The 15,422-nt window shown below is 69.3% G+C and carries 13 protein-coding genes; 11 read left to right on the forward strand and 2 right to left on the reverse strand.

Features of this window, described 5'->3' with window-relative positions; genetic code table 11:
* Positions 1–122: 122 nt before the first annotated feature.
* The 10 genes from JL100_RS13875 to JL100_RS13920 all read left to right on the forward strand — a co-directional run bounded on the left by JL100_RS13875 (position 123) and on the right by JL100_RS13920 (position 11,941).
* Positions 123–797 (forward strand): GntR family transcriptional regulator, encoded by a 675-nt coding sequence (locus JL100_RS13875; protein WP_202680288.1) that lies wholly within the window; start codon positions 123–125, stop codon positions 795–797.
* Positions 797–1,840 carry an ABC transporter ATP-binding protein gene (locus JL100_RS13880; protein WP_228421249.1) on the forward strand — a complete coding sequence of 348 codons (1,044 nt, stop codon included), beginning with the start codon at positions 797–799 and terminating at the stop codon, positions 1,838–1,840. The genes JL100_RS13875 and JL100_RS13880 overlap by 1 nt, the downstream gene beginning before the upstream one ends.
* A gap of 30 nt (positions 1,841–1,870) precedes the next feature.
* Positions 1,871–2,971 (forward strand): ABC transporter ATP-binding protein, encoded by a 1,101-nt coding sequence (locus JL100_RS13885; RefSeq protein ID WP_202680289.1) that lies wholly within the window; start codon positions 1,871–1,873, stop codon positions 2,969–2,971.
* Positions 2,972–3,018: 47 nt separating this feature from the next.
* Entirely contained in the window at positions 3,019–4,530 is a 1,512-nt protein-coding gene (locus tag JL100_RS13890; protein WP_202680290.1) for an ABC transporter substrate-binding protein, read from the forward strand.
* Between the two features lie 91 nt (positions 4,531–4,621).
* Positions 4,622–5,563: an ABC transporter permease gene (locus JL100_RS13895; protein WP_202680291.1), complete on the forward strand. Its 942-nt coding sequence runs from the start codon at positions 4,622–4,624 to the stop codon at positions 5,561–5,563.
* A gap of 14 nt (positions 5,564–5,577) precedes the next feature.
* Entirely contained in the window at positions 5,578–6,456 is an 879-nt protein-coding gene (locus JL100_RS13900) for an ABC transporter permease (RefSeq protein ID WP_202680292.1), read from the forward strand.
* 29 nt (positions 6,457–6,485) lie between these two features.
* Positions 6,486–8,279 carry a gamma-glutamyltransferase family protein gene (locus JL100_RS13905; RefSeq protein ID WP_202680293.1) on the forward strand — a complete coding sequence of 598 codons (1,794 nt, stop codon included), beginning with the start codon at positions 6,486–6,488 and terminating at the stop codon, positions 8,277–8,279.
* 70 nt (positions 8,280–8,349) lie between these two features.
* Positions 8,350–9,174 (forward strand): sulfite exporter TauE/SafE family protein, encoded by an 825-nt coding sequence (locus JL100_RS13910; protein WP_228421251.1) that lies wholly within the window; start codon positions 8,350–8,352, stop codon positions 9,172–9,174.
* A gap of 150 nt (positions 9,175–9,324) precedes the next feature.
* The gene (locus JL100_RS13915; RefSeq protein WP_202680294.1) at positions 9,325–10,512 is read left to right on the forward strand and encodes a DUF2336 domain-containing protein; all 1,188 of its coding nucleotides are present in this window, start codon (positions 9,325–9,327) and stop codon (positions 10,510–10,512) included.
* A gap of 178 nt (positions 10,513–10,690) precedes the next feature.
* Positions 10,691–11,941 (forward strand): hypothetical protein, encoded by a 1,251-nt coding sequence (locus JL100_RS13920; RefSeq protein ID WP_202680295.1) that lies wholly within the window; start codon positions 10,691–10,693, stop codon positions 11,939–11,941.
* Positions 11,942–11,960: 19 nt separating this feature from the next.
* Here JL100_RS13920 and JL100_RS13925 read toward each other — a convergent pair whose 3' ends face one another.
* Entirely contained in the window at positions 11,961–12,746 is a 786-nt protein-coding gene (locus JL100_RS13925) for an enoyl-CoA hydratase (RefSeq protein ID WP_202680296.1), read from the reverse strand.
* Positions 12,747–12,800: 54 nt separating this feature from the next.
* Entirely contained in the window at positions 12,801–13,586 is a 786-nt protein-coding gene (locus JL100_RS13930) for an Hpt domain-containing protein (RefSeq protein ID WP_202680297.1), read from the reverse strand.
* A gap of 234 nt (positions 13,587–13,820) precedes the next feature.
* Here JL100_RS13930 and JL100_RS13935 point away from each other — a divergent pair, with 234 nt between their 5' ends.
* Entirely contained in the window at positions 13,821–15,347 is a 1,527-nt protein-coding gene (locus tag JL100_RS13935) for an ATP-binding protein (protein ID WP_202680298.1), read from the forward strand.
* Positions 15,348–15,422: the final 75 nt, after the last annotated feature.

A 15,422-nucleotide genomic window follows, 5' to 3' on the forward strand; every position in this document is an offset into this window, starting at 1 on the left:
CTGTTCAAAACATCGGCAGAACGCCTCGCTATTGAGCATTAAATTTCCGTTAACAAACGTCTTGCGCAAGTTTCCATCATCTGCGTACTATCGTTATCGATAATGATACTGGCGAGGGCGGTATGGCGCGGCTCGGCGAAGCGGGAGCGGTTCAGTTCAGCAAGGCGCGCAAGGGCAGCGTGCTCTACGACGACCTGCGCCGCCAGATCGTCAAGGGCGCGCTGAAGCCCGGCGAGACGATGCTGGAGATCACGGTCGCCCGGGAATACGGGTGCAGCCAGGGCACCGTCCGCGAAGCGCTGATGCGCCTGCAGGAGGACGGCCTCGTGGTCCGCAGCGGCTACCGGGGAACGACGGTCTCCGTCACCGGCCCCACCGAGGCGCGGGAGATGCAGTTCCTCCGCCTCCATCTGGAGACCCAGGGCATCCGCCGCGCGGCGCTGCTCGCCGACGACAGCCTTCTGGCCCGGCTGTCCAGGGTGGTCGACGAGATGGAACGGGTTGCGGAAGCCGGCGACGAGTATGCCCTGACCGAACTGGACTGCGAGTTCCACCTGGCGATCTTCGCGCGGGCCGGCATGCCGGCGCTCGACGCGATCCTCAGCCGCTGCCTGCTCCACCTGCACCGGCTGACGCTGGCCGAACCGGGCCGCACCCGCCCGCTGCTGATCTCGGCGCGGCGCCATTGGGACGTGGTCGAGGCGCTGCGGACCCGCGATCCCGAGACCGCGGTGACCGCGATCACCCATCACATCAACACCGTTCTGGAAACCGGCTTGGCCGGGGAGGAGGGCTGATGGCTCTTCAAGGAGCCGAATCCATGCTGACCGATACGCCGGCGCCCCACGTGCCGGCCGCAGGAACGCCGGTCGCCGAGGTTCGCGACCTCCAGGTGGGGTTCCGTACCGACGACGGCAGCTTCAACGTGCTGGACGGCGTGTCCTTCACGGTGCGCAGCGGACGCACCCTGTGCCTGGTCGGCGAGTCCGGCTGCGGCAAGAGCGTGACCGCCCTGTCGCTCATGGGCCTCCTGGCGCCGACCGCCATCGTCGGCCGGGGCGAGATCCTGCTGGACGGCACGGACCTGCTCAAGCTGAATCGCAATGAACTCAACGAGCGGCGCGGCGACCGGATGGCGATGATCTTCCAGGAGCCGATGACCTCGCTCAATCCGGTCTTCACCATCGGGGATCAGATCGTCGAGGGCATCCGGCGCCATCGTCCCGTCGGTCGGGCGGAGGCCGAAAGGCACGCGGTGGAGATGCTGAAGCGGGTGCGCATCCCCGCGGCCGAGCAGCGGATGAAGGACTATCCGCACCAGCTCTCGGGCGGCATGCGGCAGCGGGTCATGATCGCCATGGCGCTCGCCAACGATCCCCGCCTGCTGATCGCGGACGAACCGACCACGGCGCTCGACGTGACGATCCAGGCGCAGATCCTGGACCTGATCCGCACCCTCCAGGACGAGACGGGCACCGCGGTCCTCCTGATCACCCACGACCTGGGCGTGGTGGCGGAAGTCGGCGACGACGTGGCCGTGATGTATGCCGGCCGGATCGTCGAGCAGGCGTCCGTGGCCGACCTGTTCGCCGATCCGCAGCACCCCTACACCCTGGGCCTGCTCAGCTCGATCCCCCGTCTCGACGCCGACATCGGGCGCCTGCCGACCATCCTCGGCTCGGTCCCGGCCCCGGCCGACATGCCGCAGGGCTGCCGCTTCTCCACCCGATGCCCCTTCGCCGTGGAGAAGTGCAGGACCGAGGAGCCGCCGCTGGCCGACCTGTCCGCCGGCCACGCCGTCGCCTGCTGGAGGGCGCCGCTGGAAGAGCGCGCCGCCTGAGCCGCTGGAGACTTGACAAGGGAGACCGCCATGAAGACGGCACCCGACGACACCATTCTCGAAATCGAGAACCTGACCAAACACTTCGCGACCTCCAAGTCGCTGCTGCCCGGAAGCGGCCGCTCCGTCAAGGCGGTGGACGGCGTCAGCTTCACCGTCCGCAAGGGCGAGACCCTGGCGATCGTCGGCGAGAGCGGCTGCGGCAAGTCCACCCTGGCCCGACTGATCCTGCGCCTGATCGACCCGACCGGAGGCACCGTCCGCTTCCACGGCCAGGACATCGCGACCATACCCGAACGCAGCATGCGCCCGCTCCGCGCCCGCATGCAGATGATCTTCCAGGACCCCTTCGCCTCGCTCAATCCGCGCATGACCGTGGCGGAGATCCTGACCGAGCCGATGCAGGTCCACAAGCTCGGCACCCGCCGGGAGCAGCGCGAGCGCATGGTCGAGTTGCTGGAACTGGTCGGGCTGACCGCCCGACACGCCGACCGCTACCCGCATGAGTTCAGCGGAGGCCAGCGCCAGCGCATCGGCATCGCCCGCGCCCTGGCCGCCGGCCCCGAACTGGTGATCGGTGACGAGCCGGTCTCCGCCCTGGACGTTTCGGTCCAGGCGCAGGTGATCAACCTTCTGGAGGACCTGAAGCGGCGACTGGGCCTGACGCTGGTGATCATCTCCCACGACCTTGCCGTGGTCCGGCACATGTCCGACCGGGTCGGGGTGATATACCTGGGCAAGATGGTCGAGCTGGCGGACACCAAGGCCCTTTTCTCCTCGCCCCGCCATCCCTACACGCGGGCGCTGATGTCGGCGGTGCCGCTGCCCGATCCCGGCGCCCGCCCGGAGCGGCAGTTGCTGGAGGGCGACGTGCCAAGCCCTCTCAATCCCCCGAGCGGCTGCCGGTTCCACACCCGCTGCCCCTACGTCCGGGAGCGCTGCCGGACCGAGGAGCCGGTGATGGGCATGAACGACGACGATCACGGCGTCGCCTGCCATTACTGGCGGGAGATCGATGCCCTGCCCCGCCCCGGCACCGCCGAGGCCCGTCCGATCAGCGCGGCCTATGCCACGCGCCGCGCCCTCTACATGGAGCGCAGGGCGCTCCAGGAAGACGCGCCGACACCGTAAGGCGCCGGCGTAACAAGCAAGAACAGGGAGCTTCGAGACAGATGACCATGAAGAACTGGCAAACCGGCCTGCTGGCCGCGGGCTTCATCGCCCTGACCGCATCCGCAGCGGGCGCGCAGACCCTGCGCGTCGGCCTCCAGGAGGACCCCGACCTGCTCGACCCGGACCTCGCCCGGTCCTTCGTCGGCCGCATCGTCTTCACCAGCCTGTGCGACAAGCTGGTGGACCTGGGTCCCGACCTGGAATTCGTGCCTCAGCTCGCGACCGAATGGTCGTGGTCGCCCGACAACAAGGCGCTGACCCTGAAGCTGCGCCAGGGCGCGACCTTCCACGACGGCGAGCCGTTCAACGCCGAGGCGGTGAAGTTCAACATCGAGCGCTCGCTCACCCTCCCGGGCTCGACCCGGCGGAGCGAGATCGCCGCGGTGACCTCGGTCGACGTGGTCGATCCCTACACCGTGCGCCTCAACCTGTCTCAGCCGTTCGCCCCGCTTCTGGCGGCCCTGTCGGACCGCGCCGGCATGATGATCTCGCCCAAGGCGGCCCGCGAGGCCGGCGATAACTTCAGCCGCACCCCCGTATGCTCCGGCCCCTACAAGTTCGTCGAGCGGGTCGCCCAGGACCGGATCGTGCTGGAGAAGTTCCCGGAATACTGGAACGCCGACGCCTATCCGCTGGCGCAGGTGAGCTACCTGCCGATCCCCGACACCACGGTCCGGCTGGCGAACCTCCAGTCCGGCGGCCTCGACATCATCGAGCGGACGGCGCCGGCCGACCTGCCGACGGTCCGCGGCGACAGCTCCCTCAAGCTGGAGCAGGCGACCAGCCTGGGCTACCAGGGCATCACGCTGAACGTCGGCAACGGCCCCCGCGCCGACCAGCCGCTCGGCAAGGATCCCAAGGTGCGCGAGGCGTTCGAGCTGGCGATCGACCGCACCATCATCAACCAGGTCGGGTTCGAGGGCGAGCACACCGTCGGCAACCAGCCGGTGGCTCCCACCAACCCGTTCTACGCCAAGGGCGTGCCGGTGCCGGAGCGCGACCTGGAGCGGGCCAAGAAGCTGCTTGAGGAAGCCGGCCACGGCCGGGTGAAGGTCGAGCTGATGACCCCCAACGCCCCGGACAGCCTGCGCGTCGCCGAAGTGATCCAGGCGCTGGCGGGCGAGGCCGGGTTCGACGTGTCGGTCAACGCGACCGAGTTCGCGACCGGCCTGGACCGGCAGACCCGCGGCGATTTCGAGGCGTTCCTGATCGGCTGGAGCGGCCGGGCCGACCCCGACGGCAACATCCACACCTTCATCTCGTGCAAGGGCGGACTGAACGACGGCAAGTACTGCAACCCCCAGGTCGACGAACACCTGAACGCCGCGCGGACCACGACCGACACCGCGGCGCGCAAGGCCGAGTACGCCAAGGCGGCGGAACTCTACCTGGCCGACCGGCAGCGGATTTACATGTACCACCAGAACTGGTTCTGGGCGATGACGGCCGGCCTGGAAGGCTTCAAGCCCCACCCCGACGGCATGATCCGCCTGGAAGGCGTCTCGCTCAAGAAGTAATCCGCGACGCTCCCGGACCCCGAGACACCCCTGGACCCTGTCCCCTCGCCCTTTTCGGGGGCGAGGGCGAGGATACGCAAAGGAACGTCCCTTGCTGGCTTACATGGCGCGGCGTCTCGCCGTCAGCATCCCGACCCTGCTGCTGATCTCCATGCTCGTCTTCTCGCTCCAACTCCTCCTGCCCGGCGACCCGGCGCTCGCCATCGCCGGGGAGGAGCGCAGCCCGGAGGTGCTGGAGGCGATCCGCGAGCGGTACCACCTGAACGACCCCGTGCCGGTCCAGTACTGGTACTGGCTGACCGGCGTGCTGTCCGGCGACATGGGTGAATCGATCCGCAGCCGCATGCCGGTGACCGAGCTGATCCTGAGCAAGCTGCCGGTCACCATCCAGCTCGCCGTCATGGCGATGATCATAGCGCTGGCGATCGGCATCCCGGCCGGCATCGTGTCCGCCGTCCGCAAGGGCTCCGGCTGGGATGTCGGGGCCAACGTGGTGGCCCTGTCCGGTATCTCGATCCCCAATTTCTGGCTCGGCATCATGCTGATCATGCTGGTATCGGTGCAGTGGGGCCTGCTGCCGGCATCCGGCTACGCCAACCCGCTGGAAGACCCGATCCGCAACATCCAGACCATGATCATGCCGGCCTTCGTGCTGGGCACCGGCATCGCCGCGATCATGATGCGGCACACCCGCAGCGCGATGCTCTCGTCGCTCCGCGCCGACTATGTCCGCACCGCCCGCGCCAAGGGGCTGTCGGAGCGGGTCGTGGTGCTTCGCCACGCGCTCCGCAACGCGCTGATCCCGGTCGTCACCCTGGGCACGCTCCAGCTCGGCGAACTGCTGTCGGGCGCCGTACTGACCGAGCAGATCTTCACCATCCCCGGCTTCGGCAAGCTGATCGTGGACGCCGTGTTCAACCGCGACTACGCGGTCGTGCAGGGCGTCGTCCTGTTCACCGGCACCGCCTTCATCCTGATGAACCTGCTGGCCGACATGCTGTATTTCCTGCTGAACCCGCGGCTTCGCGCCTGAGGGAGGGCACCGCCATGAGCATCACCAACGCGGTCGCGACCGCACCCCCCGCCGCCTGGTACCGGTCGCGCGTCTGGCGGAAGCTGGGCCGCAACCGGACGGCGCTGGCCGGCGGCGTCATCGTGCTGCTGTTCGTCCTGATGGCGATCGCGGCCCCGCTGATCGCCCCCTACGAACCCAACGTGTCGAGCTGGCTGACCGTCCGAAAGCCGCCCAGCGCCGCCCACTGGATGGGCACCGACGATGTCGGCCGGGACGTCATGTCCAGGCTGATCCACGGCAGCCGGGCCTCGCTGTCCGCCGGCATCATCTCGGTCGTCATCGCCCTCGCGATCGGCGTGCCGCTGGGCGTCGTCTCCGGCTACTACGGCGGCTGGCTGGACGCCGTGATCTCCCGGGTGACGGAGGCGGTGCTGGCCTGCCCGTTCCTGATCCTGGCGATCGCGCTGGCGGCCTTCCTCGGCCCCAGCCTGACCAACGCCATGATCGCGATCGGCATCTCCGCCGCCCCGATCTTCGCCAGGCTCGCGCGCGGACAGGTGCTGTCGGTCAAGACCGAGGACTATGTCCAGGGCGCCCGCGCGGTCGGCTGCTCCGACCTGCGGATCATCCGCCGCTACATCCTGCCCAACATCTTCCCGCCGCTGCTGGTCCAGTCCACCCTGACCATCGCCACCGCGATCATCGCGGAGGCCAGCCTGTCCTTCCTCGGCCTCGGCCAGCAGCCGCCCGACCCGAGCTGGGGCAGCATGCTCAACACCGCCAAGAACTTCATCACCCAGGCGCCCTGGATGGCGATCTGGCCGGGCATCGCGATCTTCGTGGTGGTGTTCGGCTTCAACATCCTGGGTGACGGGCTGCGCGACGCCCTCGACCCGCGCGACAGCCGCTGAACGAAGAAAACCAAAGGGAATCGCTCATAATGTTCACCACCCGTCCGGAAATCCTCGGCACCTTCGGCGCCGTCACCTCGACCCACTGGCTGGCCTCAGCCGCCGGCATGGCGGTGCTGGAGAAGGGCGGCAACGCCTTCGACGCCGCCGTGGCTACCGGCTTCGTCCTCCAGATCGTCGAGCCGCACCTGAACGGGCCGGCCGGCGAGGTGCCGATCCTGATCTACAACGCGTCGGAGGACCGGGTCCGAGTGATCTGCGGCCAAGGCACCGCGCCGGGCGCCGCGACGATCCAGGCCTATCGCGACCAGGGCCTGTCGCTGATCCCCGGCACCGGCCTGCTCGCCGCCGTGGTCCCCGGCGCGTTCGACGCCTGGCTCACCATGCTGCGCGACCACGGCACCATGGAGCTGGCCGACGTGCTGGAGCCGGCGATCTACTACGCCGAGACCGGCCATCCCATGCTGGCCCGCGTCTCCCAGTCGATCGACACGGTCAGCGCCATGTTCCGGGAGGACTGGCCGACCTCCGCCGCGACCTGGCTGCCGAACGGCGAGGTGCCGAAGCCGGGCGCCCTGTTCCGCAACGAGCGCCTGGCCGCCACGTACAAGCGGCTGGTGCGCGAGGCCCAGGGGCCGACCCGCGAGTCCCGCATCCAGGCCGCCCGCGACCAGTTCTACCGCGGCTTCGTGGCCGAGGCGATCGACGGCTTCTGCCGGACCAACGAGGTCATGGACGTCTCCGGCCGCCGCCACCGCGGGCTGCTGAGCGGGCAGGACATGGCCGGCTGGAAGGCGACCTACGAGGACCCGCTGACCTACGACTACCGCAACTACACCGTCTGCAAGACCGGCCCCTGGGGCCAGGGTCCCGTCTTCCTCCAGCAGATCGCGTTGCTGAAGGGCTTCGACCTCGACAGCATGGACCCGAACGGCCCCGACTTCATCCATACCGTGATCGAGTGCATGAAGCTCGCCTTCGCCGACCGGGAGGCCTATTACGGCGATCCCGACTTCGTCGAGGTGCCGGTCGAGACCCTGCTGTCCGACGCCTACAACGACGAGCGCCGCAAGCTGGTCGGCGACACGGCGTCGCTGGAGCTGCGGCCGGGCCGCATCCCCGGCTTCGAGGGGCAGGCCGACCGGGCGGTTCCCGGCGTCGCGGGCCATGCGGGAAGCGACAGCGGCGCCGGGGCCGGCGAGCCGACCATGGCGCACCTGTCCGAGCAGCGCGGCGAGCGGCGCGGCGACACCTGCCATATCGACGTGATCGACCGCTGGGGCAACATGGTCTCCGCGACGCCCAGCGGCGGCTGGCTGCAAAGCTCCCCGATCATCCCGGAGCTGGGCTTCGCCCTGACCAGCCGGGCGCAGATGTTCTGGCTGGAGGAAGGCCTGCCGTCCAGCCTGGCGCCGGGCAAGCGCCCGCGTACGACGCTGACCCCGTCCATGGCGCTGCGCGACGGCAAGCCCTACATGGCGTTCGGTACCCCGGGCGGCGACCAGCAGGACCAGTGGCAGCCGATCTTCTTCCTGCGCCATGTCCATTACGGCCTGAACCTGCAGGAGACGATCGACCAGCCGCTGTTCCACACCGACCATTTCCCCGGCTCGTTCTATCCGCGCGCCAGCCGTCCGGGCAGCCTTTCGGTGGAGGCGAACCTGCCCGCCTCGACCATTGAGGAATTGCTGCGGCGCGGGCATAACGTCGAAGTAATGCCGGAATGGTCGATCGGCCGTCTGTGCGCTGCATCCCGGGAGCATGGCATCATCAAGGCGGCGGCGACGCCGCGCCTGATGCAGGCCTACGCGATCGGGCGTTAAGACAGGGGGCTCCCTCCTTCCGGGGAGGAGGGAGCCTTTTCAAGGAAGGCCCCACCGTAATGGACTCGAAGTGACCCCGGAGATTACCCAACTCGCCGTCATGGCGGCCGTCCTGCTGGGCGTCGGACTGTTCGGCGGGATTCTCGCCGGCCTGCTGGGCGTCGGCGGCGGTATCGTCATCGTTCCCGTGCTCTACCACCTGCTCGACCTGCTCGACATCGACAGCGACGTGGCGATGCAGCTCGCGGTCGGCACGTCGCTCTCCACCATCATCCCGACCTCGATCATGTCGATGCGCGCTCACCTGAAGAAGGACGCCGTCGACGTGGCCCTGCTGAAGAGCTGGGGACCCGCCATCGCGTTCGGCGTGGTGATCGGTGCCGTCCTCATCGGGCTGGTCGAAGGCGAGGTGCTGATCGCGGTGTTCGCCGTCACGGCCGCCGCGGTCGCCCTCCACATGGCGTTCGCGCCGGAGAGCCTGCGGCTGTCCGACCACCTGCCCGGGGGCATTCCCCGCTTCGGCATCGGCACCCTGATCGGCCTGATCTCCACCATGATGGGGATCGGCGGCGGCACCCTGACCGTGCCGACGCTGGTGCTGTGCAGCTATCCGATCCGCCGCGCCGTCGGCACCGCCTCCGCGATCGGCCTGATCATCGCCTTCCCAGGCACCATCGGTGCCATCATCGGCGGCTGGGGCAACGACGAACTGCCGCCCTTCTCGCTCGGCAACGTCAACCTCGTCGCCTTCGCGATCCTCGCCCCCGCCACCATGTTCGCGGCTCCCTGGGGCGCCAGGATGGCCCACGCCATCGCGACCCGCGCGCTCCGCGCCGTCTTCGCCCTGTTCCTGGGCATCACATCGGCCCGGATGTTCCTCGACCTGCTGACGTAGGTCGGCCTCGGCCGAAGGCCGACCTACGCCGCGGGCACGCAGCTCCTGACCTAATTTTGTCACAGCTTCCGGTCTCGCAGGCAATCCTTCGTCAACTTTGGATCGTCACCCTTAAGGTCCGACGCCAAAGTAGCAGACGAAGGACCGACCGTGCACTCAGCCATGCCCTCCACGCCGCCCACCAACCTGTCGCTGGCCGATGTCGCGCGTCTGATGGATCAGCCCTCGGTCGCCAATCGGATCGATACGGCCGGCAAGGTCGCGGAACAGATCCGCCAGGGCGGGCTTTCCGGGTCGGCCGCCGACATGGCCGCCGACATCCTGATGCGTTTCGCGCAGGATGCCGAGATCGCGGTCCGCCAAGCCGTCGCCTGGCAGTTCCGGAACAACGACCGTCTGCCGGAATCCCTCGCGATCCATCTGGCCGAGGACGTGGCGGAGGTGGCGGCCCCCGTGCTGAGCCACCATGCCGGCTTCGAGGACGCCTTCCTGACAACCCTGATCGGCAAGGGCGACCAGCGCAAGATGGAGGCGATCGCCGGACGGCCCCGCCTGTCCACCGTGGTCTCAGATGCCCTGATCGACGCCGGCGACGTGGCGGTCGTGTCCTGCCTGCTGGCCAATTCGGGCGCCGAGATCGCGCCGGACGGGTTCGGCCGCATCGTGGACCGGCACGGCGACCACCAGTCGGTGGCGACGATGGTCGCCCAGCATCCGATGCTGCCGGCGCCCGTCGCCTGGAAGCTGCTGGGCCGGGTTTCGGCTGCGGTCATGCGCGACCTCGCCAAGCGCCACAAGATCCCGGACATGGTGCTCGAACGCTGCATCACCCGCGGCCGGGAAGCCGCCATGATGATGATGATCCGTCCCATGCTGGCCGACGGCGCGCATCTGCGGGGCTTCCTGGAGCAGATGCACTGGCAGCGCCAGCTGACCACCGACCTGCTGTTCCGCATGCTGTGCGCCGGCGACCTGGAGGCCTTCATCACCGGGATGGCCGTCCGCTGCGGCGTCACCCGCGAAGCCGCGGCGGTCATGGTGATGGACGAGCGCCCGGCGGGCCTCCGCGCCGCCTTCGACCAGGCCGGCATGAAGGCCTGGCTGATGGAACCCTTCCGCATCGCCCTGGGCGTCGCGCGGCGCTGGCCCCGGGCGACGCTGGCCAGCCGCCGCCGCGATTTCCAGATCGAGGTGCTGGCCCGCGTCTTCGCCGAGTGCGCCGACACCGAGGAGCGCGACGTCAGCGACCTGATCCTCCAGGTCTTCGACCTGAGGGGCGACCGCTCCGTCGCCGAGGCCCGGGACCGGCTCAACCTGCCGTCTCCCGGCGTCCGATAATCCTAACGAAGGGGTTAATACGGCCTTGTCATTCCGTTCGGACCGACGGTTGGGCTAATAACCCCGGATGACCAGCCCACGACCCGAAGCGCTCCCTGGCGGGCGACCGATGACGAGCGGCATACGAATCATACCCCATGGCATCGCCCCGCCTCAGGAACCCGCACCCGATCCGCTGATGCAACGGGATGCGGTGTTCAACGCCGTGCTGATGGCCGTGATGGCGGGCCGGCGGGTGATGGTCGTGTCCGATGCCGGTGCGGATGCCGGCAGGGCGCTGGGCCGCCGCCTGGCCGGCCACATGAACTCGTCCTGCGGCCTGGGGCTGGTGGCGACCGCCCATCGCGGCGCCACCGTCGAAGATCTGCTCATGCAGGTATCGTCCGACCTGGGCGCCGGAGAGTCCCACGACCTGGAACAGTTGGCGCTGGCGCTGGAACGCGGGCTGGAAGCCGCCGGATCGGGCCTGCTGGTCGTCCTGGACGCGCACCTGCTCGACGTCGGCACCGTGACCGACCTGTTCGAGCTGTCCGGAAGCGATACCGACGACGGCCTCTACATGCAGGTCCTGCTGGCCGGAAGCCCGGCACTGGACCAGCTTTTCGACCGGCCTGCCCTGGCCGGCGCCGCCCGGCAGGTGGCAAGCGCGCGATGGAGCATCGGGCAGGCTGCGCCCGAACCCTCGCCGGAGCCCGCTCCCGGCATTTATCCGAATCCCGCACCTGCCCGCCCGGCACCGGCAGCGGAGCCGCGGCCGCCGGTCGGCGGGGCTCCCGCCCGACCCGCGTTCCGGCCCATTCCCCTGCACATGCTTGAACCCGATCCGCCGCCGCCCGATCGTCGGGGGCTTCGATGGGCGGTCGCGGGATTCCTGGTCCTCCTGGCGTTCGGCGCCGGTTTCGTGACCAACGCCCTGTGGCCGGAGGCGCCCCGTTCCACGGCCGATCTGCTGGACGGCGACGGGCGGTCGGCGCTGACGGCCGGCTTGCCGTCCCCGCCGCCGACGCCGTCTTTCCCGCAGGCGGCTCCCGGAATCCTGCCGGCCGAGCCCGCGCCGCAGCCTGCCGCGACCGAACTCCCGCCCGAATGGGATCAGCCGGCCGCCCAGCGTCCGCAGCAGCCGGCGCAGCCCCGGAGCGCGGCGACCCAGCCGAAGGCGCCGGAACGGCCCGGTGCATCCGCCGCTCCGGCTCCCGCGGATGCGCGCCCCGTCGTGGCGCCCCCCGTCCGGCTGACGCCGCCGCCGCCACCTCCCGAACCGGCCCCGCGCCGGCAGGTCGCCCAGCAGCCGGCCGCGCCCCGCGACGTCTGCGCCGAGGGGGCCGGCGGCCGGGCGGCGCGCGACGCGTCCCTGTCCGGCTTTGCCGAGGGGTTCATGTCGGACCTGAAGAGCCTCGGCCGCTGCCTCGGCAGCCTCGCCCAGCCGTGACCGGTGCCGGGCGGCCTGTCTAACGGCCGCGGAACACCGGCTTGCGCTTTTCCATGAAGGCGCGCCTGCCCTCGGTGTAATCCTCGCTGGCGAAGCAGCCGCGCACCAGGCGTTCGCACATCTCGGCGTCGGGTTCGCCCGCCGGCTTGCCCAGTTCCTCGATCATCAGCTTGACCGAGCGCACGGTGAGCGGCGCGTTGTCGGCGATGGTGGCGCAGGTCTCCGCCACGGCGCGGTCCAGGTCGCCGTCCGGCACCATCCGGTTGATCAGGCCGATCCGCATCGCCTCCTCCGCCGGAAAGCGCCGGGCGGTGAAGAAGATCTCCTTCGCGAAGGCCGGCCCGACCAGGTCGTGCAGCCGCTTGACCCCGCTGAAGCGGTAGCCCAGGCCCAGCCGTCCGGCCGGAATGGCGAAGGTCGAGCCTTCCGCCGCGATCCGGATGTCGCAGCTGATCGCGACCCCCAGGCCGCCGCCGATGCAATAGCCCCGGATCATGGCGATCGTCGGCTTCGCCACCGTCTGAAGCGCCCGCATCGATCCCTCGGCCAAGTCCTCGTAGGCCAGCACGGCCTCTTCCGAGGAGCGCATCTCCTCGAACTCGGAAATGTCCGCGCCGGAGATGAAGGCCTTGTCGCCGGCCCCGCGCAGCACGATGACCTTGACGTCCTCGTTGGCCTCGAACCGGGCGAGCGCCTCCGGCAGGGCCTGCCACATCTCGACCTTCAGAGCATTGTGGCGTTCCGGGTTCGAGAAGGTGATCCAGCCGATCGGCCCCTGCCGTTCGGCGATCAAGCGGTCGGTCATGCGTTTCCCCTGAAAAGCGGTCTGTCTGCCGGTGCTGTCCGGACGACCTTACAGTCAGACCACTTCGAGCGCCACGAGCGCCTTGGCGAAATCGGCCGCGAAATCCTCTCCCTTGCGGACCACCAGGATACCGCCGCCCTGGCGCCGCAGCCGGGCGCCGACCGGCTCCGCGTCCAGCTTGGAGGCGACCACGATCAGCGGGATGCACTGGGTCACCTCGCAGACCCGGATCATCCGGGCGACGTCCACGCCGTCCAGGATGTCGATGATGTTGCTGATCAGGATCAGGTCGGGCCGGGTCCGGATCGCGCTTTCGATCCCCTGGAACGAGTTGGACAGGGCCACCAGCCGGAAGCCGGTCGCCCGGATTTCCGGCTCCATCAGGCGGAGCTGGATGTTGCGCGGGCCGATGAACAGCACCGTCTTCTGGGCCGCCGTCCGGCGCAGCGCCGGCGAGGGGTGGAAGTCCGGCAGCGACTTGAGGACCCGGCGGCCCTCCTCGCTGCCCGGATCGCGCCGGGACTCGACGATCCGCCCGATCGCCTGGACATGCTCCAGGATGCCCTCGACCGCCGCTTCGCGGAAGTTGCCGGTCGCGATGATGTAGTCTTCGAGGTGGTGGGCGATCAGCGCGATGGTCGGAAAGCCGAAACTGGCGGCGGCGCCCTTGATGCTGTGGACATGCCGCAACAGTTCGAACGAGTCCGGCTTGACCGCAGTCTCCTTGGAGAAGCGGACGACCATCTCCTCTACGGTGCCTAACCTTTCGATGACGTCGTCGATGAAGAAAGGTAATAGTTCAGCAACCAGATCGGCATCAATGGTATGGTCGCTTGCCATCGTTGGCCCCGAAAAACAGTATCCCTACACTATACAGCGCCACACTTCCGAAGGCATCGACATCCTGGCCGCGTATTAAAATGCCGCACCGGCGATACCCCTCGCGAACATGCTTTAAGTTCGTTTACGAATTTACTTGGACTTCCCGGCGCCGCGCACCGTTTTGCGCCGGCGGGAATCTACGCTATAGGAGGGCTGTCGGGTGACGCAGCGTAGCGGAGAGGTTCGGGTTTAATGAATGTCAGCATCGACATGGGTTCGACGCAGGGAGGATCGCCGGCGACGCTGAATCTGGAGGAACTGCTGGCGACCCGGCTGCTGGTCCAGGGCAACTCCGGTTCCGGCAAGTCGCACCTCCTGCGCCGCCTGGTCGAACAGAGCGCCGCCTGGGTCCAGCAGGCGATCCTCGACCCCGAAGGGGATTTCGTGACCCTGGCCGAACGGTTCGGCCATGTGGTGGTCGATGCCTCGGCCCATTCCGAAGGGCAGCTCCAGCGGATCGCGGCGCGGGTGCGCGAGCATCGCGTGTCGGTCGTGCTCAACCTGGAAGGGCTCGACGTCGAGCTTCAGATGCGCCACGCCGCCGCTTTCCTCGGCGGGCTGTTCGACGCCGACCGGGACTTCTGGTACCCGATGCTGGTCGTGGTGGACGAGGCCCAGATGTTCGCCCCCGCGGCGGCCGGCGAGGTCGCGGACGAGGCGCGCAAGGTGTCGCTCGGCGCCATGACCAACCTGATGTGCCGCGGGCGCAAGCGCGGGCTTGCCGGCGTCATCGCGACCCAGCGCCTCGCCAAGCTCGCCAAGAACGTCGCGGCGGAAGCCTCCAACTTCCTGATGGGCCGCACCTTCCTCGACATCGACATGGCGCGCGCCGCCGACCTGCTGGGCATGGAGCGCCGCCAGGCCGAGATGTTCCGCGACCTGGAACGCGGCCATTTCATAGCCCTGGGGCCGGCCCTGTCCCGCCGCCCGCTGCCGCTCCGCATCGGCACGGTCGAGACCACCGGGCGGACCGGCAGCCCCAAGCTGACTCCGCTGCCCTCGACCGCGCCGGAGGACGCCCGGGACCTGATCCTCCAGCCCGGCGAGCCCGAGCCGCCGCCCCGCCCGGTGATTCGCCGGCCGGCCCCGGCCGCCGCCCCCAACATGGACATCCTGTTCCAGCTCGCCCAGTCGCGCCCCGTCCTGACGCCGCCGCCCGAGGAGGCGGAGGAGCAGGGGCCGGAGATCGACCGCGAACCTCTTCTGGACGACATCCTGCGCAAGATCCTGGCCGACCCGGAAGCCGCGTTCCGATCGGTCGCGGTGCTGTACCAGGATTTCCTGGTCCGCTGCCGCATCCACAAGGTTCCCGGCGCTCCCCTGGACCTCGCCGCCTTCAAGCGCCGACTGTCCGCCGCCCGCGCCGGCGTCGGCGAGCAGACCGCCGACGGTCCCGAATGGGAGCAGGCGTCCGCCATCGCCGCCGACCTGCCGGAGGACATCCAGGGCGTTTTCCTGCTGATCGCCCGCGCCGCCATCGAGCGTGCGCCCTGCCCGTCCGACGCCGAACTGGCCCGCGCCGTCGGCAGCCGGTCGCCGGGCCGCGCCCGCCGGCTGCTGACCTACATGGACCAGCGCGGCTTCGTGGTCAGCCGCAACGACGGCGCCGGCAACCGCATCATCGCCCTGCCCGGCCTGGGATGGGAGACCGCCCCCGGCGACCCCAACGCCTCCGACGACGCGGCGGCCCCGCAGGGCGGCCTGTTCGACGTGGCGTGACAGGTCGGGGTTCGGATAAAGGAGGAGGGTGCGCGTCCCGCGCACCATGGGCGGCGGGACGCCGCCCCTCCGCAC

This window comes from Skermanella mucosa (genome assembly GCF_016765655.2).
GTDB classification, from domain to species: domain Bacteria; phylum Pseudomonadota; class Alphaproteobacteria; order Azospirillales; family Azospirillaceae; genus Skermanella; species Skermanella mucosa.